This is a genomic window from Pseudomonas sp. 5P_3.1_Bac2 (genome assembly GCF_025465995.1).
Taxonomy (GTDB): Bacteria; Pseudomonadota; Gammaproteobacteria; order Pseudomonadales; family Pseudomonadaceae; genus Aquipseudomonas.
Window position 1 is genome coordinate 252,951 of record NZ_JANLNY010000002.1, and the last position, 24,293, is coordinate 277,243.

Consider the following 24,293-nt stretch of genomic DNA (forward strand, 5'->3'; position numbering starts at 1 on the left):
TTTGTCCCAGAAAAATCAATGGTTTAGCTTTGTTTTGCGGTTACTTACTCAGTGCGCTTCGTAACGATTTCGATACGCTTGGGTAGGGTTGGACTTGAGGTCGTCAGGCAAAGGCGCAGAGGTCGCGGGTTGAATGCTTTGTGTCGCTTTCGATACGGTGTATTGAAAATGATACGAGTGATGGCGTTATGGTCATAAATCCTGTTTTGGGTGAGGTAGGGCTTATTCATCACAGCCATAAAGCATTATTGCTTTGACCCATGCAGCCCCCGCCGTGGGCCGCTGTAGAGCCTGATTCACTCTTTGGAATGAAGCGCAAATACCTCTTTCGGGCGCTTAACCCTCTGGCGCGTCGTGGTTAGTTTGGCCTTTCAACACGAAACCACGCTCTCCAGGAGTGCCGCATGACAACAACAAAAAGACATGCCACCTTGCAGCCCAGCGTATTGGCGTTCGCCATTTCGCTGATCTGCGCTGCGCCTGTCCAGGCCGTTCAATTCAATCTGGGTGAGGTCGAAGTGCAGTTCGACTCCGCACTGTCCGTGGGCGCTAGTTGGGGGCTGCGTGGGGCAGACCCGGACTTGGTCGGCACCCGCAACGGCGGCAAGGCCTCTTCGCAAACCAGTGACGATGGCCGGCTGAACTTCAAAAAGGGTGAAACCTTTTCCAAGATCTTTAAGGGTATCCACGACCTGGAGCTGAAGTACGGCGACAGCGGCGTATTTATCCGCGGTAAATACTGGTACGACTTCGAAACCAAAGACGAAAGTCGTCTGCTCTATGACATCGACGATCACAACCGCAAAACCGCCGCGCAATCCTCGGGTGCGGAAATCCTCGATGCCTTCGTCTATCACAACTACAGCATCGCTGGTTTGCCCGGCAGTGTGCGCGTCGGTAAACAGGTGGTGAGCTGGGGCGAGAGCACCTTTATCGGCAACTCAATCAACACCATCAACCCCATCGACGTGGCCGCTTTCCGCCGTCCTGGCGCGGAAATTAAAGAGGGTTTGATTCCGGTCAACATGCTCTATGTCTCGCAAAGCCTGACCGACAGCCTGAGCATGGAAGCCTTCTACCAGTTGGAGTGGGATCAGACCGTGGTGGATAACTGCGGTACGTTCTTCGCCGGCTCCGACACCGCTGCCGATGGCTGTGATGATCGTCTCGCGGTGTTTGGTGCCGATGTGGCGCCTGGGCTTTCGAACAATACCGGCGCGCCGGGCAACCCGATCTATGTCCCCCGTGCCGGCGATCGTGATGCCCGTGACAGCGGTCAGTTCGGCGTGGCCCTGCGCTGGTTTGCCGAGTCGCTGAATGACACCGAGTTCGGCCTGTACGCCATGAACTACCACAGCCGCATGCCGAGCGGCAGCTTTAGCGTCAGCACCCGGCCTTCGGCGAGCTTTATTCCCGGTGCCCCTTACGCCAGTTACTTCCTCGAATACCCAGAGGATATTCGTCTGTATGGCTTGAGCTTCCAGACCAATATCGAAGGCGTGGCCGTGGCCGGTGAGCTGAGTTATCGGCCGAATATGCCGCTGTCGCTTAACTCCACCGACCTGACCTTCGGCTCCTTGGGCCTGCCGTTCTCGCCGGTGTTCACCAGTGGCTCCGCGCAAAACGTACCCGGTGCCTATATCAAAGGTTACGAGCGCAAACCGGTCACCCAAGGGCAAATCTCGGCGGTGAAGTTTTTCGATCGGGTTCTCGGTGCCAGCCGTCTGACCTTGGTCGGTGAGGTGGGCTACAACCACATCAGCGGTATCAGTAACGACCTCGGCGACCTGCGCTTTGGCCGCGATGCGGTGTATGGCATGGGTGAGTTGCCGGTGCCGGCGAGCATCTGTACTGGCAGTTTGAACGCGGCCAAACCGTCGGAATGTAACTCCCATGGCTTCTACACCAGCAGCTCCTGGGGTTATCGCGCGCGCGCCAACCTGGACTACAACAACGTGTTTGCCGGCATCAACCTAAGCCCAAGTGTGGCCTGGTCGCACGACGTTGACGGTTACGGGCCGAACTTCACCGAAGGCAGCAAGGCCATCAGCCTGGGTCTTAACGCGGACTACAAAAACACCTACAGCGCCAGCCTCAGCTACACCGACTTTTTTGGCGGTGACTACAACACCAGCGTCGACCGTGACTTCGTGGCGCTGAGCTTCGGTGTGAACTTCTGATCAACGCAGTGCTAAAGGATTTTTCCAGTATGAAAAACACAAACATCCTGCAAGCGGCAGCGCTGTCCCTGAGTCTGTTGGCGGGTAGCGTGATGGCGGCCGTCAGCGAGCAAGAAGCCGCGCAATTGGGCGTCACCCTGACCCCGCTGGGCGCCGAGATGGCGGGCAATGCTGATGGCAGCATCCCAGCCTGGACCGGCGGCCTCAGCACCACGGCCGCGGCAGTCGACAGCAAAGGCTTCCTGGCCGATCCGTTCGCCGCCGAGCAGCCGCTGTTCACCATCACCGCTGCCAACCTTGAGCAGTACCAAAGCAAGCTGTCGCCGGGCCAAGTGGCGCTGTTTAAGCGTTATCCAGAGAGCTACAAAATCCCTGTGTATCCGAGCCATCGCACGGCCGCTGTGCCTGATGCGATCTACGCTGCTGCGAAAACCAGCGCACTGAAAACCTCCGCAGTGGATGGCGGTAACGGCCTGCGTAACTTTAACGACAGCCGCTATTACGCCTTCCCCATTCCTAAGGATGGCATCGAGGTGGTGTGGAACCACATCACTCGCTATCACGGCGGTAACACCCGGCGCACCGTGGCCCAGGCCACGCCGCAGGTGAACGGCTCGTACAGCTTGGTGCGGTTTGAAGACGAGGTGGCCTATCCGGCCGAGATGAGCGATCGTGAGCCCGGCAAAGGCGAGAACGTGCTGCTGTACTTCAAGCAGCGAGTGACAGCGCCGTCGCGTCTGGCCGGTAACGTGCTGCTGGTGCACGAAACCATCGACCAGGTGAAGGAACCGCGCTTGGCGTGGATCTACAACGCTGGCCAGCGCCGTGTGCGTCGTGCACCGCAGGTGGCCTATGACGGTCCAGGCACTGCTGCCGATGGCATGCGCACCGCCGATAACTTCGACATGTTCTCTGGGGCGCCGGATCGTTACGACTGGCAGTTGATCGGCAAGAAGGAGCTGTACATCCCGTACAACAGCTTCAAGCTCGACTCACCCAACCTGAAGTACGACGACATCATCCGCGCCGGCCATATCAACCAAGACCACACTCGCTATGAGCTGCACCGGGTGTGGGAAGTGGTTGCCACCTTGAAGAAAGGTGAGCGGCATATCTACGCCAAGCGGCATATGTATTTCGATGAGGATACCTGGCAGCTGTCGTTGGTCGATCACTACGATGGGCGCGGTCAACTCTGGCGCGTGGCGGAAGGGCACGCCCAGCAGTACTTCAACCACAAAGTGCCGGGCTACACCTTGGAAGCCCTGTATGACTTGGTCGCTGGCCGCTATCTGGCGCTGGGGATGAAGAACGAAGAACGCTCGGCCTATAACTTCGGTTTCAAGGCCAGTAGCGTCGACTACACCCCAGCCGCGCTGCGTAACACCGGCGTGCGCTGAGGGCGTAACGAGCAATCCCTTGCATCGTGATTTGAGCGGCCTACGGGCCGCTTTTTTTATGGGCCGCAATCAGTTGCGGCAATAGCGTTGCGCCATAACTTACTTGAGGGGTAGCCTAGGGGTATTCGGTTCCGCACAAAAACTATCAGAACGAGCCGTTATGAATGCTTTCCCGTCTGCTCAGTTAACGGCCCATGGGCCCGTCAACGCCGCCATTCAACGCCCACCACCGGGGCATATTGGCCGATCCGCCCTGCAACAGCGGTTGCTCGCGGCTGATTGCCGTCTGCGCTTATTAATTGCCCCAGCCGGGTTTGGTAAGACCGTGCTGCTGGCCGACTGCGCCCGTCATGCCCCGGCGGGCTGCAATGTGCTGTGGCTGAACGGCGCCGGTTTAACGCGCGAGCAACTGGCCCAGCAATTAGCCGGCGCATTGGGCTATGTCAGCACTGACGCGGATCAGCTGCTGGCGCAAGTGGCGCAAGAAACGCGGCGCTGGTGGATCTTCCTCAATGACTATCCGGCCCAGCCGAATCAGGCCGTGGATCACTATTTGGAGCAGTTGCTGAGCCACAGCAGCGATGCGCTGGGTTGGTGGCTGGGCAGTCGGCGGCGGCCGCTGTGCAACCTGTCGCGCTTGTTGCTAGAGGGTGATTTGCTCGAGATGGGGGCCAGTGACTTGGCCTTTATTGAGGCGGAAGTGGGGCTCTGGCTGGCGCAGTTACAGACCGCGAACCCAGCCTGGGCCAGCCGCTTGTATCAGCAAACTCAGGGCTGGCCCGCCGCGTTGCGGCTTAAGTGGCTGGCGGCGCAGAGCGAGGGCGTAGAGGCTGAGCATGAGCACCTGCTGCTGGAGTATGTCGAGCGTGAGGTGTTGCATAACCTGCCGCAGGAGCTGCGCTCTGTGCTGTGTCAGCTGGCGCAGTTAACGCAATTTAATCCGCTTTTGTGTGAGCACTTATTCGGTGTCGGTGAGGGCGCGCAGTGGCTGCGCGAATTGCTCGAGCGCGGCGTCTTTATCCAAGAAATAGACGGCAGCAAAGGCTGGTTGCAGCTGTTTAGACCGCTGGCCACGTTGCTCCAGCAGCACCACAAAACCAGCAGCACCTTGCATGTGTACGCCAGCCAATGGTTTGCCAGCCAGGGTGATCTGCGCAATGCCTTGGAACATGCGCTATTGGCCGGTCAGCCGGAAGTGGCCGGCAGTTTCCTCGAACGTTTTACCGAAGCGCAGGTGCTGGAAGGGCAGAGCCTGCCGCTGATTTTGCGCTGGCGCAGTGAGCTGCCGCAGAGCTTGCTGTACAGCACGCCGCGCTTGATTCTGCAAAGTGCCTGGGTGCTGTTGCTGCTGGGGCGATTGGATGAAGCGCAGCAGTGCATTGATCAACTGGCGCGCTTCCAGCCACGTAGCGATGCGCCCCGCACCCGCGAGCTGTTCGCCCACTGGCAGGCGGTGCAGGGCATCATCGCCTTTGGCCGGGTGTGCGCTGCCGACACCCGCAGCCACCTGCTCGAAGCGCTGCAAAATCTACCGCCGAGCGCTTGGGCGCAAGCGCTGATGTGCCGCTCGGTCTTAACCCTGGTGGCCATTGGCGAGGGCAATCTGGAGCAGGCGCAAAAGCTCAGCTACGAAGCCCTGCGCCAAGCCCGCGGGTATAGCAATGCGGTGTTTGAGGCCCTGCTGGAGCTGGATCACGCCTTGTTATTGGAATGCCGGGGCGAATTTGCGCGGGCCGAAGCACTGCTGCTGCGGGTGCTCGATAGCAGTTCTGGAGCGCTGGCGAACATACCGGCATTGGCCCGGGTGCAACTGCGTTTAGGCCGTTTGCAGTTGCGCCAGGGGCGCTGTGCCGAAGCCGCAGAGCAACTGCGCATTGGTCTGGCGGGCGCCCTGAGTTTTGGTGATCCGATGGCCTTCCACGGTTATTTGGGGCAGGCCGAGCTGGCCATGGTCCAGGGCGATATCGGCGCGGCCTTTGCCTGCTTGGCTGAGGCCGAGCGTCTGATGCAGCGCCAGCACGTGTGCGAGCCGCTGTACCGTGGCACCTTGTTGTTGGCCAGCAGCCATCTGTGGATCAGTCAGGGCCATTATGCGCGGGCGCGCGAAGCCGCGACGCGGGTGCTGAGCTACAAGCAAAAGGTCAAAGCGATCCTGCCGACACCGAATTTCCCTGAGCTGATTCCGCGCCTGGAGATGCTCTTGCTGCAGCTCGATTTGCTGCAGGGCGTGGACGTGCGCGAGGGTGTGCAGCAGCTGTTAAACCAAGTGCTCAGTCAGGGGCGCCAGGCCTTAGCCTGCGAGCTGTGGTTATTGCTGGGGAGGGCATGCGCGGCTCAAGGTGACAGCCATAACGCCGAGCAAGCCCAGGCGACTGGCGAGGCTCTGCGCGAGCGCCTGGGTTATGTCTGTTTATGGTTTAGCTTGGGTGGCGTAGAGCCGGCTGAGCATAGTCAGACGCCGGGGACTGATGAGCATGGCCTCAGCGGGCGTGAGCTGGCGGTGCTGCGCTTGATCGCCCAGGGTCTGTCCAATCAGGAGGTCGCCGAGCAACTGTTTATTTCCCTGCACACGGTAAAAACCCATGCGCGGCGCATTAACGGCAAGTTGGGCGTGGCCCGGCGCACGCAGGCCGTGGCCAAGGCCAAGGAATTAGGCGTGTTGTAGCTCAGTGCAACGGCACATGTTGTTCCAACTGGCGCAGGCGCTGGCTCAGTTGCAGGCTTTGCGCCGGGTCATCGCATAGCAGCAGGGCATGTTGCAGATCAAAACGCGAGCCTTGCGGGCAATCGAGTAGCTCATAGATATCCGCCCGCGCCAGATGATCGGCCGTATTCGGCGGGCCGAGTTGCAGCACGCGCTCTGCGTCGAGCAGCGCCGCCAGCGGGTTATCGGCGTGCAGATGCAGTTGCCGCAGGTTGCGCGATAGCCGCTGCAGCATGCTATGGGCATCGCAGCTGAGCAGATGGCTGGCGCTTAACTCGGCGTCGCTACCCAGTTGTCGCTGCAGCAGCTCACGGCATTCGCGGGTGTATAAGCGGCGGCCGCTGCACGGGTCGAGCAAGTGGTCGGCACCGGGCACGCGCAGCAAAAAATGTCCGGGAAAAGCTACGCCCTGCAGGGGAATGCCCAAGCCCTTAGCGGCTTCCAGGGCGATCAAGGCGAGCGATAATGGCTGCCCACGGCGGCGTCTGAGCACCTCATGCAGCAGGGCGACCTGCGGGCGCATCGGCCACTCATCTTCTTCATGAAAATCCAGCTCACTCAAGCGCCGCAGCAGCGGCTGCGCCAGTTCGTGGGCAGGCAGGATGGGCAGGCCATGGCTGATTTGCTGCTGCAAATGCCGGAAGTGGCTAAGCCACTGCTCAGGCTCAAGCCCGGGATGATGTTCCGCCGCGACCCACAGCGCTGCCTCAAGCAGTGCCGGTGGTTGTTGCTGTACACAAGCCAAACAAGCCGCGCGTGGATTCATGGCGATCTCCCGGTGACTCAAGCTTTTTAACCAAGCCGGGGGATGGCGTCCAGTATTTAGTCGGCCCAAGCATCTAACTGGCGCCAGCTTAGTCTTGCACTTGAGGGGGGAGTAGGCGTGAGTGATGCGGCTAAGCCCTGTCGGCTAGGGCTTAGCTGTACAGTGCTGTGGTGCTCTTACTCTTCGCTAGGGTTACCCAGCTCGCTCAAAGCATCCGGTTGATTTTTAAAGGCTTTGGCAAATACGTCGCGGTTCTTCGCCATGTAAATACCCAGCTCTTCACCTTGCTCTTCGCTGAGCGAAGGCACGGCTTTTTGCAGCACGTCTGTGAGCAGTTCGGCCAGTTCGAGCATCTTGTCATGACGGTCGGCTTCGGCTTTATCCATAAATAAACGCTCCAAATCCCGGCTGCTGCGATACACCACTTCGACGGCCATTCATCACCTCTACGCCTTCACACTAATGGGTTTATGCTGGTTTTTTATACAGTGATGGCGAGCATAGATCACTTGCCAGGATTTGAACAGTCACAATTGCGCGCCTGCCATAACCCTAGCTCAGCTTCGGGGCTCTGGAGCGCAAGACTGGGGCGCGGCGAGATGCCGCAAGCCTCATTAAACATGGCGTAATGTCATTAGACTGTATGCACAATCGTCATAGGACACTGGCCTGTTCGTTGCTTGTGCAGTTTGAAGTTTGTGCCAGGTTGCTGGCAAGACGGCGGATGGGCCTGGGTCGCGGCTGCTCTGTGGGGGGCATGCACTAAGACGGGGCTTGGGGGGCGTCGAGGCTTCGTTCGCTACGTTCTACCGGCGCCAAGGCCCGGCAATAATTGTTTTTGAATCGAGGTAACAGAGCATGAAGTGGGCAGATACCAGCCGCAAGCGTATGCATGACAGCGCGAACTCGATGGGTAACCTGATGGTTGAGGGTTTCCACTATTTGGGTTTGTTTGCCATTGGCGCGGCGACAGCTTGGGCTTCGGTCATGGCTTTTATGGGCATGATCGAGAAGGGCCAGGCGAGTATTGATGACATCCTGCTGCTCTTTATTTACCTAGAGCTGGGCGCGATGGTGGGGATTTATTTTAAAACTAACCATTTGCCGATCCGCTTTCTGCTCTATATCGCCATCACGGCGTTAACCCGTTATTTGATCGGCGATGTGTCGCATCACAATGCCCCCAGCATCGGCATGCTGTATTTGTGTGGTGGCATATTCCTCTTATCGCTTTCGGTGTTGGCCGTACGTTTTGCCTCGTACAAATTCCCTTCGACGAAGGCCCTTGATGCATCGGGTGAAGCCGTTGGCGATGAGGTCGATAGATAAAGCTTGGCGCTGGCCCGCGGCTGACGGTTGCTGCGTCAGGCGGGGCTAGTCGGCCAGTGGCGCAAACAGCGCCTGCAGGTCTTCTTCGCTGAGTGCCAATTGGCTTTGGCTGCCGCCGGACAGCACGCCTTTGGCCAGGTTGGCCTTGGCTTGCTGCAATTGTTGGATTTTCTCCTCAACACTGCCGCGGGCGATCAGCTTGTAGACGAACACCGGTTTGTCCTGACCGATGCGGTAGGCGCGGTCGCTGGCCTGGGCTTCGGCGGCGGGGTTCCACCAGGGGTCGAAGTGGATCACCGTATCGGCGGCGGTGAGGTTGAGCCCAGCGCCACCGGCTTTGAGGCTGATCAGGAAGATCGGTAACTCGCCGGCCTGGAACTGCGCCACGGGCGTGCGGCGGTCTTGGGTGCTGCCGGTGAGTTTAGCGTAGTCGATACGGCGTGCCTGTAACTCGGCCTCAATCAACGCCAGCATGCTGGTGAACTGGGAGAACAGCAGGACGCGGCGGCCCTGGCTGAACATCGATTCGAGCATCTCCATCAGCGCGCTTAACTTGCCGGAGTCGAGCATGTTCAGTTGCGCGTTATCCGGCTCCAGCAGGCGCAGGTCGCAACAGGCTTGGCGCAGGCGCAACAGGGCTTCGAGGATGACGATCTGGCTGCGGGCCAACCCTTGGCGGGCAATTTCGGCGCGGACTTTCTGGTCCATGGCCAAGCGCAGGGTTTCATAGCGATCGCGCTGGGCGGCGGTGAGTTCGACCCAGTGGGTGATCTCGGTTTTTGGCGGCAATTCAGTGGCCACCTGCTCCTTGGTGCGGCGCAGGATAAACGGCTTAAGGCGGCCATTGAGGTGGGCCAGACGCTGCTCGTTGGCGTTCTTCTCAATGGGCGTGCGGTAGTCGCGGTTAAAACTTTTGCTGTCGCCGAGCCAGCCGGGCATCAGGAAGTTAAACAGCGACCACAGCTCGCCCAGGTTATTTTCCAGCGGCGTTCCCGTCAGGCACAGGCGCTGATCAGCCAGCAACTGACCGGCGGCGGAGGCGGCCTTGCTGCGCGGGTTTTTGATGTTTTGCGCTTCATCCAAAATCAGCAAGCGATAGCGATGGGCGCCTAGGGCTTTAAGGTCGCGCGGCAGCAACGCATAGGTGGTGAGGATGATGTGCTGCTCAGGGATCAGCTTAAACAGGCTGCGGCGTTTCGGCCCGTGCAGGGCCAGCACTTTGAGCTGCGGGGTAAAGCGTGCGGCTTCGTCCTGCCAGTTGGGAATCAAGCTGGTCGGCATCACGATCAGCGCGGGTCGATCCAAGCGCCCGGCGTTGTATTCACAGAGGATATGACCGAGGGTCTGCAGGGTCTTGCCCAGGCCCATGTCATCGGCCAGCAGACCGCCGACTTTGAGTTGCGCCAGACCCTGCATCCAGGCCAAACCTTGTTGCTGATAGGTGCGCAGTTGTGCCTGCAAACCTTGCGGTGGCGGCAGGCTGGCGCCATCCAGTTCTTGCAGTTTTTGCGCGAACTCACGCAGCTGCGCGCCGCCTTGCCAGTGCAGGGCTGGGCCTTGTTGCAGTTGCGTCAGTTGGCTGGCGTCGAGGCGCGACAGGCGCAGGCGCTGAGTGGTTTCGCCGGACTCGCGGACAAACAGATCACCCAAAGTGGCCAGTAGCGGTTTGAGTCGGGCCAGGGGCAGGGCCACGCGCTTTTGGCTGTGCGGCAGGTTGACCAGCAGCAGTTCATCGTCCTGGCGTTTGCTTAACGCTTCGCCATTGAGCAGCCACGGTGTGCGGCGGATTGCTTGCAGCAGAATTGGCAGCAGGCTGATGCGTTGGCCTTCGACCTCAATCCCCAACTCCAGATCAAACCAGCTTTGCTCGGGGTCTTCCTCAACCTCGGCGTACCAGTCATCGACTTGCGCCAGGTTGTATTGGAAGTCCGGCTGCATATGGATCTGCCAGCCTTCCTCGCGCAGCTTGGGCAAGTGCTCGCGGATAAAGCTCAGCCACGAGGCTTCGCCGTGATGTTCATACGCTTCACCCGCGCTTTCCGGCAGCGCATCGCTTTGCCGCAGGGCCACTTGCAACCCGGTTTGCTCTAGGCGTTTACGCAACTGCGTTTCGGCGCTGAGGTCGCGGACGATGCGCAGGTAGCCGGCGCCTTGGCGAATGACTAAGTCCTTGCCCTGTTTGCCACTGGCGTAGTGACCTTGGTAGTCGAAAGCCAGCGCCGCGCGGTGTTGGGTTTGCTCCTGCATGCGGCCTTTGCGGGCATCAAAGTGGACGCGGACCAAGCTGCCCAGACTCAGCACCGGGCTGGGCTTGAGGTGTTCCAGGCGTTCTTCGGGCGGGGTATTGGGTTCGCTGATCAGCGTCGACATATCCACGCCTTGCTCCTGTTGCGCTTGCAGGGTCAGCAGAGCGCTGGCCACGTGTTTGCAGTTAAATCCGACCGGGCAACTGCAATTGCCGGTTACGCCCCAGCCACGGCCATAGGGATGCAGGGTGATGCGTTGTTGGTAGGCGCTGCGCTCATTGCCTCGGCAGGTGGCAAGCAAGGTGGTGTCGCGCAGGCTGAGCAAACGGCTGCGTGCTTGGGTGGCATAGCCCTGGCCCCGGGTAAAATCACCATCACCAAATTCGCCGCGCCAATCTTCCTGACGCAGTTGCCGGATATCGAGCGCCATCAGTGGCACCGAAAAAGTAAAAGCATGAAATCTGCCATAAAGCGCTTTTCTGAAACACAGCCGGTGATTCTTGCATAGGCAGGCGGGGATTTGCAGGATATCGGCCGACCGCACAGCGGGCAGTGGCGAATTTTTTCTTAATACCAGCCTAGGTTCAGCTACGTTGCCCTAAACCCATGGCATTACGATATTGCCCAGGCGTGGCGGCGAACGCCTGACGAAAACGCTGGTGCAAATGACTGCTGCTGGCAAAGCCACAGTCCAATGCCACTTGCGCAATGCTTAGGTGTGGCTGGGCCAACAGTTGCCGCGCCTTGGCCAGGCGCCGCGCTAACACATAGCGATGCGGTGGCAGGCCGCAACTGCGTTGGAACATCCGCGCGAAGTGATAGGGCGAGAGGGCGCAGAGCTGAGCGAGGTCATCGAGACTTAGGGGGCTGTCGAGATGCGCGTCGATATATTCCTGCACACGACGGCGTTGGTGGGCGGCCAAGCCGCCGCGCAACTGCAGGCAAGCTTTGCGCCGGTTGTGTTGCAACAGGCTGTGGCACAACAGCTCATGGCTCAGGCTGGTCAGCAGCAGGCGTTGGCTGGGCTCTTGCCAATCCAGTTGGCTAAGCAGGCGAAAGCGCTGGGCCTGCTGCGGATCATCAATAAAGATGCCTTCGTGCAGATCAAATTCGCGCAGGTCGCGATCCAGTAACTGCACCCCGGTCAGAGCCAGTTGTGCTGGGCTGACATAGAGGTGGATCAGGCGCAGCGAATTTCCAATCACCCAGCTTGACTGATGGCCAGCCGGTAAGACGCAGAGCTTATTGGGGGCGCCGGTTTGCTGCGGCTGGTCACGGCGAAAGGTGTCCCTGCCGCCCTCGAGGTAGCAACTGAGGGTGTGGTGAGTCGGGCTTAAGTAGTCACGATGATCGTGGTGATTGTTCCAGATCGCCGCTGCCATGCCTTCAGTCAGGCTGGCCGACTGCTCCAGGCGCGCGTTGGCCGAGCCCTGCATGCTCTGAAATACCTGCAACTCGTTGAACTGCGCCATAGCTCCCTCCGTGGGGCCATGCTACGCCAGTCTTGGCGCGGCAGCAGTAGCGCGGTTAAAAAAGCGCAAGATTATGCAATCCACCCGGCCAGTGCGGGCGGCAATACTCGCCGTTCGCACTGGCAATGCTTCGCGCTTAGGCGCTGCGCTTAAGTCCTGCCTCATACCAGGCCTTGCTGCGGTTGATGCCTGCGACCAGCCAAAGCATTACCGGCACCTCGATCAACACACCCACTACCGTGGCCAGTGCCGCGCCTGAGTTAAAGCCATACAGGGCAATCGCCACTGCCACGGCCAGCTCAAAAAAGTTCGAGGCGCCGATCATTGCGGCTGGCCCGGCAATGTCATGGCGTACTCGTAGTTGGCGGCACAGGCCATAGCCCAGGGCCGCGATCAACAGGGTTTGCAGCAGAATCGGCACCGCCAGGATGGCGATTACCAGGGGCTGGGCGACGATCTGTTGACCTTGAAAGGCAAACAGCAACAGCAGCGTCGCCAGCAGCGCGCTGATCGACAACGGCCCCAAACGGCGCAGCGCCGCTGGCAAAGCGTTTGCCCCTTGGCGCAGCAAGCGGGCGCGCAGCCATTGGGCAATCAGCAGCGGAATGACGATGTACATCAGCACCGACAGCAGCAGGGTCGCCCATGGCACGCTAATCGCCGACACACCGAGGAGCAAAGCGACAATCGGGGCAAAGGCAAACACCATCACCAGATCATTAATCGCCACCTGGCTGATGGTGAAGTTGGCGTTGCCTTGGCACAGGTTGCTCCACACAAACACCATTGCGGTACAGGGCGCCGCGCCGAGCAAGATCAGCCCGGCCACGTAACTGTCGATTTGCTCCGTGGGCAACCAGTCAGCGAATAAGTGGCGCACACACAGCCAGGCCAATAGGGCCATGGTGAAGGGTTTGATCAGCCAGTTGATCGCCAGCGTCACGGCCATGCCGGCGCGTTGTTCATACACCTCATGCAGGGCGTTGAAGTCGATCTTCATCAGCATGGGAATAATCATCAGCCAGATCAGCACTCCCACGGGCAAGTTGACCTGGGCGATCTGTACCTTGCCGATGGCTTGGGCGGTGCTAGGGGCATAGAGGCCGAGTAGGGTGCCGAGCACGATGCACAGCAGCACCCAAAGGCTCAGATAACGTTCAAAGAAGCCTAAAGGCGCAGTGGGTTGTGGGGCATTTGCTTGCGAGAAGTCGTCCATGGGGCACCAGGGGAGGCTGATTGGGCGGTGTATAGATATGTGGTTGGCAATATATATGGATATCTGTATATTCGCCAAATCGTATTTTTATCCCCTGAGGTGTCTGTGTCTGAGCTGCCTGATCCCACAGCGTTATTTAAATGTTTGGCTGACGAAACCCGTCTGCGCATCGCCTTGCTGATCGCTGCCGAAGGCGAGCTATGCGTGTGTGAGCTGATGGCCGCGCTGGATGACAGCCAACCGAAAATCTCCCGCCATCTGGCGCAACTGCGTGCTTGCGGTTTGCTGCTGGATCGCCGCCAAGGCCAGTGGGTGTATTACCGCCTGCACCCGCAGTTGGCTGCATGGGTCCAGGGCATTTTGCAAATCACCCTGGAGGCTAATGAGGCCTGGATCAAAGACAACTGCCAGGCCCTGCGTGAGATGCGTCGGCCTGAGCGCAAAACCGCCTGTGATTAGTACAAGGATGTCGTCATGAAGATTTTATTTATCTGCACCGCCAACAGCTGCCGCAGCATTTTGTCCGAGGCGCTGTTTAACCATATTGCCCCGGAAGGTCAGCGCGCTTATAGCGCCGGCAGTTTCCCCAGTGGCCAACTCAATCAACAAGCATTGGCGACTTTGCAGGCCGCCGGCGTTGCGACTGCGGGCTTATCCAGCAAGGGCAATGAGGCGCACGTGGCGCTCAATCCGGATGTGGTGATCAGCGTTTGCGACAAAGCCGCCGGCGAGCCGTGCCCGGTGTATTTCGGCCCAGCGCTGAAGGCCCATTGGGGGTTGGTTGATCCTTCGGCGGTGCAGGGCGATGCCGAACAAGTGGCTCAGGCCTTCGCTGACTGCGTAGCGCATATCCGCAAGCGTCTGGATGCTTGGTTGGCCGCCCAGCCTTGGACCTTAAGCCGCGACCAGCAGCAAGCCGTGCTGGCGCAAATTGGCGAACTTTAGGAGCCGTTATGCTGAGTGATTTACCCCAGGTCGATCCGCAGTTGTTCTCTGTCGCGCAGCCCGCCGAGCGCAAGCCACGCTTCCTTCTGCTGTATGGCTCCACCCGCGAGCGATCCTATAGCCGTTTGCTTACGGAGGAGGCCGCGCGTTTGCTTAACGCCTTCGGCGCGCACACGCGGATCTTCAACCCCAGCGGTTTGCCTCTGGCCGATGATGCGCCGGAGGATCATCCCAAGGTCCAGGAACTGCGCGACTTGGTGCTGTGGAGTGAGGGCATGGTCTGGTGTTCGCCGGAGCGCCACGGCGCCATGACTGGGGTGTTTAAAACCCAGATCGACTGGATCCCTCTCAGCATGGGCGCGATCCGTCCGACCCAGGGCAAAACCCTAGCGCTGATGCAGGTGTGTGGCGGCTCGCAGTCGTTTAATGCGCTCAATCAGATGCGAGTGCTGGGGCGCTGGATGCGCATGTTCACCATCCCCAATCAGTCCTCGGTGGCCAAGGCCTTTAATGAGTTCGATGAGGCGGGGCGCATGCTGCCCTCGGCTTATTTCGACCGTGTGGTGGATGTGATGGAGGAGCTGGTGCGTTTTACCTTGCTGCTGCGCGACCATCCGGAACTGGTCAACCGTTACTCCGAGCGTAAAGAGTCGGCTGAGGCACTGTCTAAACGGGTCAATCAGCGCTCGATCTAGATCGATGTCCGGGAAGTATTGGTGCGTCGTTGAAAACCGCTGCGCAGTGCTCATCCAGCGTTGAGTGATTCGACTGTGAGCCCTGCGCACAAGTCTTTATGAGCCCCCGCTAGTAGCTGACAGCGCGACTAACACTGGGTAGTGTCGCGGCTGATTGGTTTTTCTCTGAGGTCACCATGCTCAACACTCTGGGTCTGTACGCGTTGACCGCGCTGGCAGAAATTCTCGGCTGCTACTTGCCTTATCTCTGGTTAAAGCAAGGCAAAAGCATCTGGCTGCTGGTGCCGGCGGCCTTGTCCTTGATGCTGTTCGCTTGGCTGCTGACCTTGCATCCCACCGCTGCCGGGCGGGTATACGCGGCCTATGGCGGCGTCTATGTGGCCATGGCAATTGTCTGGCTGTGGTTGGTCGACGGCATTCGCCCCACCTCTTGGGATCTAGTCGGTGCCGGCGTCGCTTTAGTTGGCATGGCAATCATTATGTTCGCCCCGCGCGGCGCCTAAGCGGCGCTTAAAAGCGCAAGATTACGCACCCCTTATTCCACTTAGCTCTGGCAGGCTGCTGGTGGTGATAAGGAGGTTGTGATGAGTATTGCGTTGTATGTGTTAACCGTATTGATCTGGGGCTCCACCTGGATTGCCTTGAAGATGCAGTTGGGCGAGGTGGCCGTGACGGCCTCGATTGCCTATCGCTTTGGCTTGGCCGCACTGGTGTTGTTCGCTTTTTTGCTGTTGAGCGGGCGCCTGCAGCGTTTGGATCGGCGTGGACAAACCTTCTGCTTATTGCAGGGCTTATGTTTGTTCTGCTTCAACTTTATCTGCTTCTACAACGCCAGCCGCTTTATCCCCAGCGGGTTAGTCGCGGTGATCTTCTCCATGGCCACGCTATGGAATTCGCTGAACGCGTGGCTGTTCTTCAAGCAAAAAGCCACGGCCAATGTGCTGCTTGGCGGGCTCTGTGGCTTATTGGGTTTGGGTTTTTTGTTCTGGCCTGAACTGGCCGGCCACCAAACCAGCCAAGAAAGCCTGTGGGGCATCGGCCTGGCCATGCTCGGCACCCTGTCTTTCTCGTTCGGCAATATGCTCTCCAGCATGCAGCAAAAAGCCGGTTTTAAACCGCTGACCACCAACGCCTGGAGCATGCTTTACGGCACCTTGATGTTGGTCGCACTGTGCTTAGTGACAGGTACACCGTTCGATTTTGAGTGGAGCACGCGCTATGTGGGCAGCCTGCTATACCTCGCTATCCCCGGCTCAGTGATCGGCTTTACCGCGTACCTGACTTTGGTCGGGCGCATGGGCCCGGAGCGTGCGGCTTACTGCACTGTGTTATTCCCACTGGTGGCGCTGAATATCTCGGTGTTTGTTGAAGGCTATCAGTGGACGGCGGTGGCGCTGGTAGGTTTGGCCCTGGTGATGCTGGGCAATGTGTTGGTGTTTAGGAAGCCTAAGCCGAAGGTTGAGTTGGAGGTGGCGTGAGGTGCGGTTGGTTTAAGTAGGGATGTGTTGTTGCCTGCACAATAGATCGACTTTAGAAAGGGTTTCACCCTTAACGGGCGAGCTACTTTTTTCTTGGAAAAAATATCCAAAACCGTTTGCCCCAGCATCCGGTCCTGCGCTGCGGGCTCGTGTCCGGAATCACTGCTCCAGAGGCCCTCAGCGAAAGGCCGTAGATGGTCCATCGCTGCTTTCGCGGCATCCTCTTCCACGGTAATTCCGAGCCCCTTCCTGAAGGGGCAATTGGTGGTGTTCTTAGTCGTTGTGGATTTCCAGGTTTTTGCTGTACGAACATGCGGCCGAAGGCTGATCCACTGTTGCGTCATTAGCGGTTTTAAAAACCTTGGATTGTCCACGATTGTGCGAACATCGCCAAAGCCCCATCAGTGACGTAGCCTGGATTAGCTGCCTGGCGGCGTAATCCTTGGGTATCCGTATTGAGGGTTTTTTAGGCGCTGCAGGCTTACAATTTTGCGCTAAATATTTGGTTTGGGGACGCTGGCTGGTGTTTTATCAGTTATTTATCTGTGATACCAAGTGGATGTTTTGACTTTGCCTTCTGGCGTATATTTTTTAAGAAGATCGGCCATTAGCGATAAGTTTTCATATCCTTCAAAGCGTACGTTGGCGAAGGATTTAGTGGTAAGTAAAAGAGATTTAATATTGCCTTTGGTACGCTGTATTCTCAAGTGTTCAATATCTGATAGCGGTATGCTGATGACAGTGCCCTGGTTTGATATTTCAATTCTCTCTGCTGGCTCAGAAATCTCTACAGTTAGGTAGGATGAAGTATGAGTTTTTAAGGTTTTGTATGCTCTTATCAAGTGCCTGATTAGTAGGAGTAATGTAAGTGCTGCTATTGATTTTTGTGTGAGGCTTTCGCTGCTTATTAGCATTGCTGAAAGCGCTACGACTAATGCGATAACCGCTAGTAAAGAGAATTTTGATTTTCTTTTTTGGCTACGGATGTATTTATCTGATGCGGTAAATATCATGTTTTTTTTGCTCCAGAAATTTAAGGTTTTATTTTTGTTTAGAGTTGGGTTCGTTGGTCAGCGTTAGTGCGGATATATTGTTAGTACTGACTTCTGGGTTTTTTGTAGGTGGCGAGACCTTATTACTCTGCGGTTATTCAGTTGAAAAATAGCACTGAATTTTTTGAGCTGATATGTATATGGACAGGCTTTTACCTTAAATGTATGGGGAATGGCAGTCCCGTCGCAGCCTTTGTGAAATAGTTCCGTAACCTGGATTAGCCGTTTGAGGTGTGGCCGGGCGTGAGCTGTTGGCAAGATGTCTGCGCATGAGCAAGTGGCCGTGTGCTTAGAACACCCTAAACCCCAATTAATGCCCCAAAAATCATCCCCCGCACACGGCAATTAGGCCGTTGCACAAGCCCTGCATAGCGTTTTTTGCTGCCTTCTTCGGCGTCGCGAATCTTTGCCAACATCTCCTTTACTGTGTTTGCCCGTCGGCATGGCCGTTTCTGCCGGGGTGGGCGGCGAAAGGTTGAGTATTGGCATCCGCGTTCTGCGCTTATTGGACACGTCCGATTTTTTTCAGCGATTGCCCGCTCTAGGCTGGACTTGCCATCGCTCTCTGTCCGCTCTTGTGAAGCCCTGCTTAGCGGTTTGCTAAGCGGTAGCCTCGTGCATCTGGGCAATGGAGAGGGGGCGCAAGCTTGCTCTTATGGCGGGGCACAGGTCTGCGTAGGCAAATTTATTGTGTGCTGGGGCCTTTCTCACTCAAGTGGGCTGGCAGGGCTTTGGCCGGTTGTTAGTTGATCAGGCTAAAAATCAATAGATATACGTGTGTTATGGAGTGTCAATGGATTGGTCAAAGCATTCTCTCGGCGAGTGGGTTAGGCAATACGGAATATATACTCAGACCTCTCTTATGCAGGGCGGTCATCAGCCGGATGATTTACGAACCAATTGTCTGCATCGGCTGATAAGTGAAAATAATAAAAGCTCGGCTAAGACCAGGCTGCATACACGCTGTACCATCAGTGATTATGAGGCGGAGTAAGTTAGGCAATTGATAGTGGAGTTTAAGAAAAATCCTGTTGTATGTGATTCAGCAAAAAGCGCAGTGAGTTTATATATTGAGAAGAATCTAAGAGGGCTGTCTATTAGGTGCTTGGCTGAGGAGTTTGCCATCGGTAAAACAGCGGCCGAGCAGATGTTGTGTGCGGGGGAGTTTTATCTGGCCGGACATGACAAGAGATTGCGGATTAAATAGCTTGACTGTCCGGGCATGCTATGGAATATTTCAGCTGCAGTGGTTGGTTCTATTGTAAACCACATACCTAATCTCACTTAGTTGTGAGTTCTCCAAGAGTCTTTGTCCGTGCTTAAATAGAAATGAATAGCCTCCAGCTTTAATAGTTGGCGGCTGCCCTGTGTTTAAGCGCATGGCCACACCCTTGGAACCTAAGCAAACCGCCGTAAGGCGGTTTTTTATTGTCCAAAATAAATGGGTGAAATATGGAAGTAGCTAACAATTGTGCCGGTTATGTGAAGAATGTAACTTGGGTTGATATGAGCACAGTTTATGTGGAGTTTAGTGAAGAAGCACTGATGCATGATTGGCAGGTTGGTGTGACTTTTGTATTTAATATGATATTTGATCAAGGGGGCGGTTTTAGATATCCGTTGACTACCCAGTCGAAACAATATATTGATGAGCAGAATATGTATTTGGGGCTAGATAGCATGGCGTCCATCAAGGGTTGCTCTTACTTTAATAAGGACCCGAAATATCCAAATTGCTTACGTATTGATCTGAATGCACCAGGTTTTCCTAATATGCTTGAGGTTAGGTTTTACTCTAATTTTATGGCTGGATTTCCAATTGTGCCTAATGCTACTGCAGTGTTTTTTGAGCGTAAATAAAACGAGCAATTAGGCTGTTGTATCTGATAGATATTGGTTTTTTCGCCTGATACATTGATGGTTGTTCATCCGATAGTCTCATCGATTTTTTTGATGTGATGAGACTATCAGTTTTATTTTAGCTTTTATTTTTCTCTGAGTTTTTAATTGATCTGGTTGTAGGCGATTCGTAGTACCGTAGTAGTTAATACAGGTGCGCAGATGTCTACGGGCACTGAGGTGCTATGCGATGCTTTACGGGAAATTGGTGTGGGGGCTAGGTTCAAAACAACCCCAATTGCCCACCAATCAACGTTCCAAAGTCATCATCCACAAACGGCAATATCGCATCGGCCACCGGTTGCAGTTGTTTGCTTAGATAGTGCTCGTAATCCATCGGTGCGCTGATGGCTTCCAGCGGTTGGGGGCCGTGTTGGGTGATGACGTAGTTGATCCAGCCGCCGTTCTGGTATTGCTGGGGGCGGCCGTGGGCGGCGTTGTAGTCGTCGGCCAGGCGCGCGGCGCGTACTTGCGGCGGCACGTTGCGTTGGTAGTCGCTAAGGCTGCGGCGCAGGCGTTTGCGGTAGACCAACAGGTCGTCGAACTCGCCAGCCAAGGTGCGTTGTACATAGTCGCGCACATAGGCCTGATAGCCCTGGTGTTTAAAGATGCGTTCGTACAGCTCGCGCTGAAAGCGTTGGGCCAGCGGCGACCAGTCGCTGCGTACGGTTTCCAGGCCCTTGTAGACCATCTCCAGCTCGCCGCTAGAGCGTTGCACAAGCCCTGCATAGCGTTTTTTGCTGCCTTCTTCGGCGCCACGAATGGTCGGCATCAGGAAGCGCTGATAGTGGGTTTCGTATTGCAGTTCCAAGGCGCTGGTGAGACCGAATTCGTCACGCAGATGGGCCAGCCACCACTGGTTAACTTTGGCCACCAAGGCGTGGCCGATGCGTGCGGCGTCTGCTTCGCTGTGTTTGCTTTTAAGCCAGACGAAGGTGGAGTCGGTGTCGCCGTAGATCACGGTGTAGCCTTCGGCTTCGATCAGGGCGCGGGTGCGGCCCATGATTTCGTGGCCGCGCAGGGTGATGGACGAGGCCAGGCGCGTATCAAAAAAGCGGCAGCCGCTGGAACCAAGTACGCCGTAGAAGGCGTTCATGATGATTTTTAACGCCTGCGACAGCGGCGCGTTTTTTTCCCGTTTGGCGGCCTCGCGACCTTGCCACACCCGCTCGACGATCGCCGGCAGGGCGTGTTCGGTACGGGAGAAGCGCGCACCGCGAAAGCCCGGCACCGAGTGCTCAGCATCCGCCAGGCGCAGGCCTTCAATCAGGCCCACCGGGTCGATCAGAAAACTGCGAATAATTGACGGGTACAGGCTCTTGTAGTCGAGCACCAACACCGACTCATACAGCCCCGGCTGGGACTCCATGACAAAGCCGCCAGGGCTGGCGTGGGGAGCTTTATCGCGCAAGTTCGGCGCGACAAAACCCAAGCGGTGCATCAGCGGCATATACAGATGCTCGAACGCCGCCACCGAGCCGCCCATGCGATCAGCCGGCAGGCCGGTGACACTGGCGCGCTCGAGGAGGAAGTCGAGGATCTTGGTGTGGGCAAATATCTCCGTCACTAGTTCGCAGTCGCGCAGGTTGTAGCGGGCCAGCGCCGGTTTGTCCTCGGCGAACAGGCGGTTGATTTCATCCATGCGCTGGTAGGGCGTGGAGATGTCCTTGCCGGTGCCGAGCAGGGTTTGGGCGACGTTTTCCAGGCTAAAGGAGCTGAACGACCATGTCGCTTCGCGCAGTGCCTCGATGCCATCTATAAACAAGCGCCCGGCCGCCGAGGCGAAGTAGTGGTTGGCGCCGCTGCCGTGCTGGCGCCAGAGCATTTCGCTGCCGTCGCGGCCCAGCAGCAGCGGGATGCCCAGTTCGCGGGAGTGGCGCTGCAACACCTTGAGGTCGAACTGCACCACGTTCCAGCCGATGATGGCGTCGGGATCATAGGTGACGATCCATTGGTTGAGTCGCTGCAATAGCTCGGCGCGGCTGTCGCAGTACTCCAGCTGAAAATCCACCGGTGTGTCATCGGCCTTGGGCTTGCCGAGCATATACACCTGGCGCTGGCCGCAGCCGTGCAGGCCGATGCAATACAGCTCGCCGTACTCGGTGGTTTCGATATCCAGCGAGCACAGCTTGAGCGCTGGGCGGTAGTCGTCGCCGGTTTTCAGCACGGCATTGTGCAAGAGGCCTGTGGCGTCCGCTTCGCCATCGAACAGCACCTGGGCGTTGATAAAGCGTTCCATCAGGTAGCGCTCGGGCGGGCGGATATCGGCTTCGTAGAGGTCGACGCCGATACGTTGCAGCTGTCGGTCCAGGTCCAGCACATGCTGATACTGCTGACAGTACAGGCCCAGCACCGGGCGCTGGCGGAAGTCTTTAAGTTCTAAGGGCTTAAGGCTGGCGCCAGTGAATTGCTCGACTAGCTTTTGCGCCGCGCCCTGTTGCTCCGCCGGCATAAAGGCTACCGACGGCTGATAGGGCAGGCGGAGATGCCGTGGACCCTCGTCGGTGGCCAGCCAGAATTCCACTTGGGTGCCCTGGGGCGTGTCGCGCCAGTGCCGAGTCAGTAGAAAGCCCTGTTGTAACGCCACTGGCTGGATTCCATGGGTGTTGATGGGGGGATTCTACGTGGTTCGCAGGCTGGATGCCTATACAGTATTTCGGTTGCCGCTATTTCGCGCTCGATGGGCACAGACAAATGCGTAATTGCGGGTAAAATGCGCGGTTCGATTTCCCGCACAGATTAGTCCGCCATGTCCCTGCCCAAGCACCACCTTGAACTGTTGAGCCCGGCCCGTGATGCCGCCATTGCCAAGGAGGCCATCCTGCACGGTGCCGACGCCGTATACATCGGTGGCCCCAGCTTTGGTGCGCGGCATAACGCGAGCAACAGCCTGGCCGATATTGCCGGTTTGGTGGAGTTTGCCCATCTGTTCCATGCGCGGGTGTTTGTCACCCTCAACACCATCCTGCATGACGATGAAGTAGAGCCGGCGCGCCAACTGCTGTGGCAACTGTACGAGGCCGGGGTGGATGCGGTAATCGTGCAGGACATGGGCGTGATGGAAATGGACCTGCCGCCACTTGAGATCCACGCCAGCACCCAGTGCGATATCCGCACGCTGGATAAGGCCAAGTTTCTCGCCAATGCCGGCTTCTCCCAGCTGGTGTTGGCGCGCGAGCTGAACCTGCAGGAAATCCGCAACATCTGCGACAACGTCGATTCGGCCGTCGAGTTCTTTATCCACGGCGCCCTGTGCGTGGCCTTCTCTGGCCAGTGCAATATCTCCCACGCGCAGACCGGGCGCAGCGCCAACCGCGGCGACTGCTCGCAAGCCTGCCGCCTGCCATACACCTTGAAGGATGACCAGGGACGGGTGGTGGCCTTCGACAAGCATTTGCTGTCGATGAAGGACAACAACCAGACCGCCAACCTGATCCATCTGGTCGATGCCGGCGTGCGCTCGTTCAAGATCGAAGGGCGCTACAAGGACATGAGCTATGTGAAGAACATCACCGCTCACTACCGCCAAGAGCTGGACGCCATCCTCGAGCAGCGTCCCCATCTGGCCCGCGCCTCCAGCGGGCGTACCGAGCACTTCTTCACTCCCGACACCGATAAAACCTTCCACCGTGGCAGCACGGACTATTTTGTCAGCGACCGTAAGATCGATATCGGCGCCTTCGACTCGCCGACCTTTACCGGTTTGGCCGTGGGGCAGGTGGAGAAGGTGAACAAGCGCGACCTGATCGCTGTGACCGATACACCGCTGTCCAATGGTGACGGCCTTAATGTGTTGGTTAAGCGCGAAGTGGTGGGTTTTCGCGCCAATATCGCCGAGCTTAAGGAGCAGTTCGAGGAAGACGGCCAGCCGCGCTATCGCTATCGAGTGGAACCCAACGAAATGCCGGCGGCGCTTTCGCGTTTGCGCCCGCTACACCCGCTTAACCGTAACCTCGACCACAACTGGCAGCAGGCGCTGCTGAAAACTTCGGCCGAGCGCCGTATCGGCGTGACCTGGCAAGTGCAGGTGGCTGAGCAGCAACTGCAACTGAACCTGCGCAGTGACGATAACGTGGAAGTCGCGGTGAGCCTGGCCGGACCGTTTGCCGAAGCTAAAGACGCCGAGCAGGCCCGCGAGCAGTTAAGCGACACCCTGGGCAAGCTGGGTACCACCATCTACTACGCCACGGATGTGCAGATTGATGCTCAGGCTGTGCCGTTTATTCCCGGCTCGCAGCTTAAAGCTTTGCGCCGTGAGGCGATTGAGGCGCTGACTCAGGCGCGCATCGCGGCCCATCCCCATGGTTTTCGCAAACCGGTCAGCGAGCCTGCGCCGGTGTATCCGGAATCGCACCTGACCTTCTTGGCTAACGTCTACAACGAGAAGGCCCGGGCGTTTTATCACCGTTATGGCGTGCAGTTGATCGACGCAGCTTACGAGGCCCACGAAGAGGCGGGCGAAGTGCCGGTGATGATCACCAAGCACTGCCTGCGTTTCTCCTTCAACCTGTGTCCGAAACAGGCCAAGGGCGTTACAGGCGTACGGACTAAAGTGGCGCCGATGCAGTTGATCCACCAGGACGAAGTGCTGACCCTTAAGTTCGACTGCAAGCCGTGCGAGATGCACATCATCGGCAAGATGAAGGGCCATATCCTCAACCAGGCCCAGCCCGGCAGCCTGCAAAGCTCGGGCGGGGCAGTGGCCTATATCAGCCCCGAAGACCTGCTGAAAACCATCAAACGCAAGTAGTCCTTGGGCGTGCGCCAGCCTGTGCTTGGCGCACGTTGTCTGCGTGCTGCAGTTAGTTGTCTTACAGGCAGATTTGCGACGTTGGCGCTTGTCCGCTTCGCTCAACACCCTAATTAGAGCCTTCGGCGATTTGCCCGACGGAGGGGGGCTTGACGAGCTGA

At 57.6% G+C, this 24,293-nt stretch carries 18 protein-coding genes; 11 read left to right on the forward strand and 7 right to left on the reverse strand.

Annotated features, from left to right (window positions below):
* The first annotated feature begins 404 nt into the window (after nucleotides 1–404).
* The 3 genes from NTD81_RS01110 to NTD81_RS01120 all read left to right on the forward strand — a co-directional run bounded on the left by NTD81_RS01110 (nucleotide 405) and on the right by NTD81_RS01120 (nucleotide 6,245).
* Nucleotides 405–2,180, forward strand: a complete 1,776-nt coding sequence (locus NTD81_RS01110; RefSeq protein ID WP_262178548.1) for a DUF1302 domain-containing protein — start codon at nucleotides 405–407, stop codon at nucleotides 2,178–2,180.
* Nucleotides 2,181–2,209: 29 nt separating this feature from the next.
* The gene (locus tag NTD81_RS01115; RefSeq protein WP_262178550.1) at nucleotides 2,210–3,580 is read left to right on the forward strand and encodes a DUF1329 domain-containing protein; all 1,371 of its coding nucleotides are present in this window, start codon (nucleotides 2,210–2,212) and stop codon (nucleotides 3,578–3,580) included.
* Nucleotides 3,581–3,740: 160 nt separating this feature from the next.
* Nucleotides 3,741–6,245, forward strand: a complete 2,505-nt coding sequence (locus tag NTD81_RS01120; RefSeq protein WP_262178552.1) for a LuxR C-terminal-related transcriptional regulator — start codon at nucleotides 3,741–3,743, stop codon at nucleotides 6,243–6,245.
* Nucleotide 6,246: 1 nt separating this feature from the next.
* Here the strand turns inward: NTD81_RS01120 and NTD81_RS01125 are convergent, their stop codons facing one another.
* Nucleotides 6,247–7,050, reverse strand: coding sequence for a SirB1 family protein (locus tag NTD81_RS01125; RefSeq protein WP_262178554.1), 804 nt, complete (start codon nucleotides 7,048–7,050; stop codon nucleotides 6,247–6,249).
* Between the two features lie 176 nt (nucleotides 7,051–7,226).
* Nucleotides 7,227–7,487 (reverse strand): YebG family protein, encoded by a 261-nt coding sequence (locus NTD81_RS01130; protein ID WP_262178556.1) that lies wholly within the window; start codon nucleotides 7,485–7,487, stop codon nucleotides 7,227–7,229.
* Between the two features lie 421 nt (nucleotides 7,488–7,908).
* On the opposite strand from NTD81_RS01130, the gene NTD81_RS01135 reads away from it, so the two are divergent.
* The gene (locus NTD81_RS01135) at nucleotides 7,909–8,379 is read left to right on the forward strand and encodes a phosphate-starvation-inducible protein PsiE (protein ID WP_262178558.1); all 471 of its coding nucleotides are present in this window, start codon (nucleotides 7,909–7,911) and stop codon (nucleotides 8,377–8,379) included.
* A 45-nt stretch (nucleotides 8,380–8,424) separates the two neighbouring features.
* Here the strand turns inward: NTD81_RS01135 and NTD81_RS01140 are convergent, their stop codons facing one another.
* The 3 genes from NTD81_RS01140 to arsB form a co-directional block, all read right to left on the reverse strand.
* Entirely contained in the window at nucleotides 8,425–11,055 is a 2,631-nt protein-coding gene (locus NTD81_RS01140) for a DEAD/DEAH box helicase (RefSeq protein WP_262178561.1), read from the reverse strand.
* A gap of 154 nt (nucleotides 11,056–11,209) precedes the next feature.
* A complete protein-coding gene (locus NTD81_RS01145) occupies nucleotides 11,210–12,097 on the reverse strand; it encodes a helix-turn-helix domain-containing protein (protein ID WP_262178563.1) in 888 nt (295 codons plus the stop codon).
* 136 nt (nucleotides 12,098–12,233) lie between these two features.
* A complete protein-coding gene (gene arsB, locus NTD81_RS01150; RefSeq protein WP_262178565.1) occupies nucleotides 12,234–13,313 on the reverse strand; it encodes an ACR3 family arsenite efflux transporter in 1,080 nt (359 codons plus the stop codon).
* A 114-nt stretch (nucleotides 13,314–13,427) separates the two neighbouring features.
* Here arsB and NTD81_RS01155 point away from each other — a divergent pair, with 114 nt between their 5' ends.
* The 5 genes from NTD81_RS01155 to NTD81_RS01175 all read left to right on the forward strand — a co-directional run bounded on the left by NTD81_RS01155 (nucleotide 13,428) and on the right by NTD81_RS01175 (nucleotide 16,431).
* Complete coding sequence (locus NTD81_RS01155) at nucleotides 13,428–13,772, forward strand: metalloregulator ArsR/SmtB family transcription factor (protein WP_262178638.1); 345 nt, start codon at nucleotides 13,428–13,430, stop codon at nucleotides 13,770–13,772.
* A gap of 15 nt (nucleotides 13,773–13,787) precedes the next feature.
* On the forward strand, nucleotides 13,788–14,258 hold the full coding sequence (locus NTD81_RS01160; RefSeq protein WP_262178567.1) for an arsenate reductase ArsC: 471 nt from the start codon (nucleotides 13,788–13,790) through the stop codon (nucleotides 14,256–14,258).
* Nucleotides 14,259–14,266: 8 nt separating this feature from the next.
* Nucleotides 14,267–14,953, forward strand: a complete 687-nt coding sequence (gene arsH, locus NTD81_RS01165; RefSeq protein ID WP_262178569.1) for an arsenical resistance protein ArsH — start codon at nucleotides 14,267–14,269, stop codon at nucleotides 14,951–14,953.
* A gap of 176 nt (nucleotides 14,954–15,129) precedes the next feature.
* A complete protein-coding gene (locus NTD81_RS01170) occupies nucleotides 15,130–15,456 on the forward strand; it encodes a YnfA family protein (RefSeq protein WP_262178571.1) in 327 nt (108 codons plus the stop codon).
* 81 nt (nucleotides 15,457–15,537) lie between these two features.
* Nucleotides 15,538–16,431, forward strand: a complete 894-nt coding sequence (locus NTD81_RS01175; protein WP_262178573.1) for a DMT family transporter — start codon at nucleotides 15,538–15,540, stop codon at nucleotides 16,429–16,431.
* 539 nt (nucleotides 16,432–16,970) lie between these two features.
* Here NTD81_RS01175 and NTD81_RS01180 read toward each other — a convergent pair.
* Nucleotides 16,971–17,444 (reverse strand): hypothetical protein, encoded by a 474-nt coding sequence (locus NTD81_RS01180; RefSeq protein ID WP_262178576.1) that lies wholly within the window; start codon nucleotides 17,442–17,444, stop codon nucleotides 16,971–16,973.
* 1,491 nt (nucleotides 17,445–18,935) lie between these two features.
* On the opposite strand from NTD81_RS01180, the gene NTD81_RS01185 reads away from it, so the two are divergent.
* The gene (locus NTD81_RS01185) at nucleotides 18,936–19,343 is read left to right on the forward strand and encodes a hypothetical protein (RefSeq protein ID WP_262178579.1); all 408 of its coding nucleotides are present in this window, start codon (nucleotides 18,936–18,938) and stop codon (nucleotides 19,341–19,343) included.
* Nucleotides 19,344–19,605: 262 nt separating this feature from the next.
* Here the strand turns inward: NTD81_RS01185 and NTD81_RS01190 are convergent, their stop codons facing one another.
* Nucleotides 19,606–21,969: a DNA polymerase II gene (locus NTD81_RS01190; protein ID WP_262178582.1), complete on the reverse strand. Its 2,364-nt coding sequence runs from the start codon at nucleotides 21,967–21,969 to the stop codon at nucleotides 19,606–19,608.
* A 162-nt stretch (nucleotides 21,970–22,131) separates the two neighbouring features.
* Here NTD81_RS01190 and NTD81_RS01195 point away from each other — a divergent pair, with 162 nt between their 5' ends.
* A complete protein-coding gene (locus NTD81_RS01195; protein ID WP_262178585.1) occupies nucleotides 22,132–24,132 on the forward strand; it encodes a peptidase U32 family protein in 2,001 nt (666 codons plus the stop codon).
* The last annotated feature ends 161 nt before the right edge of the window (nucleotides 24,133–24,293 follow it).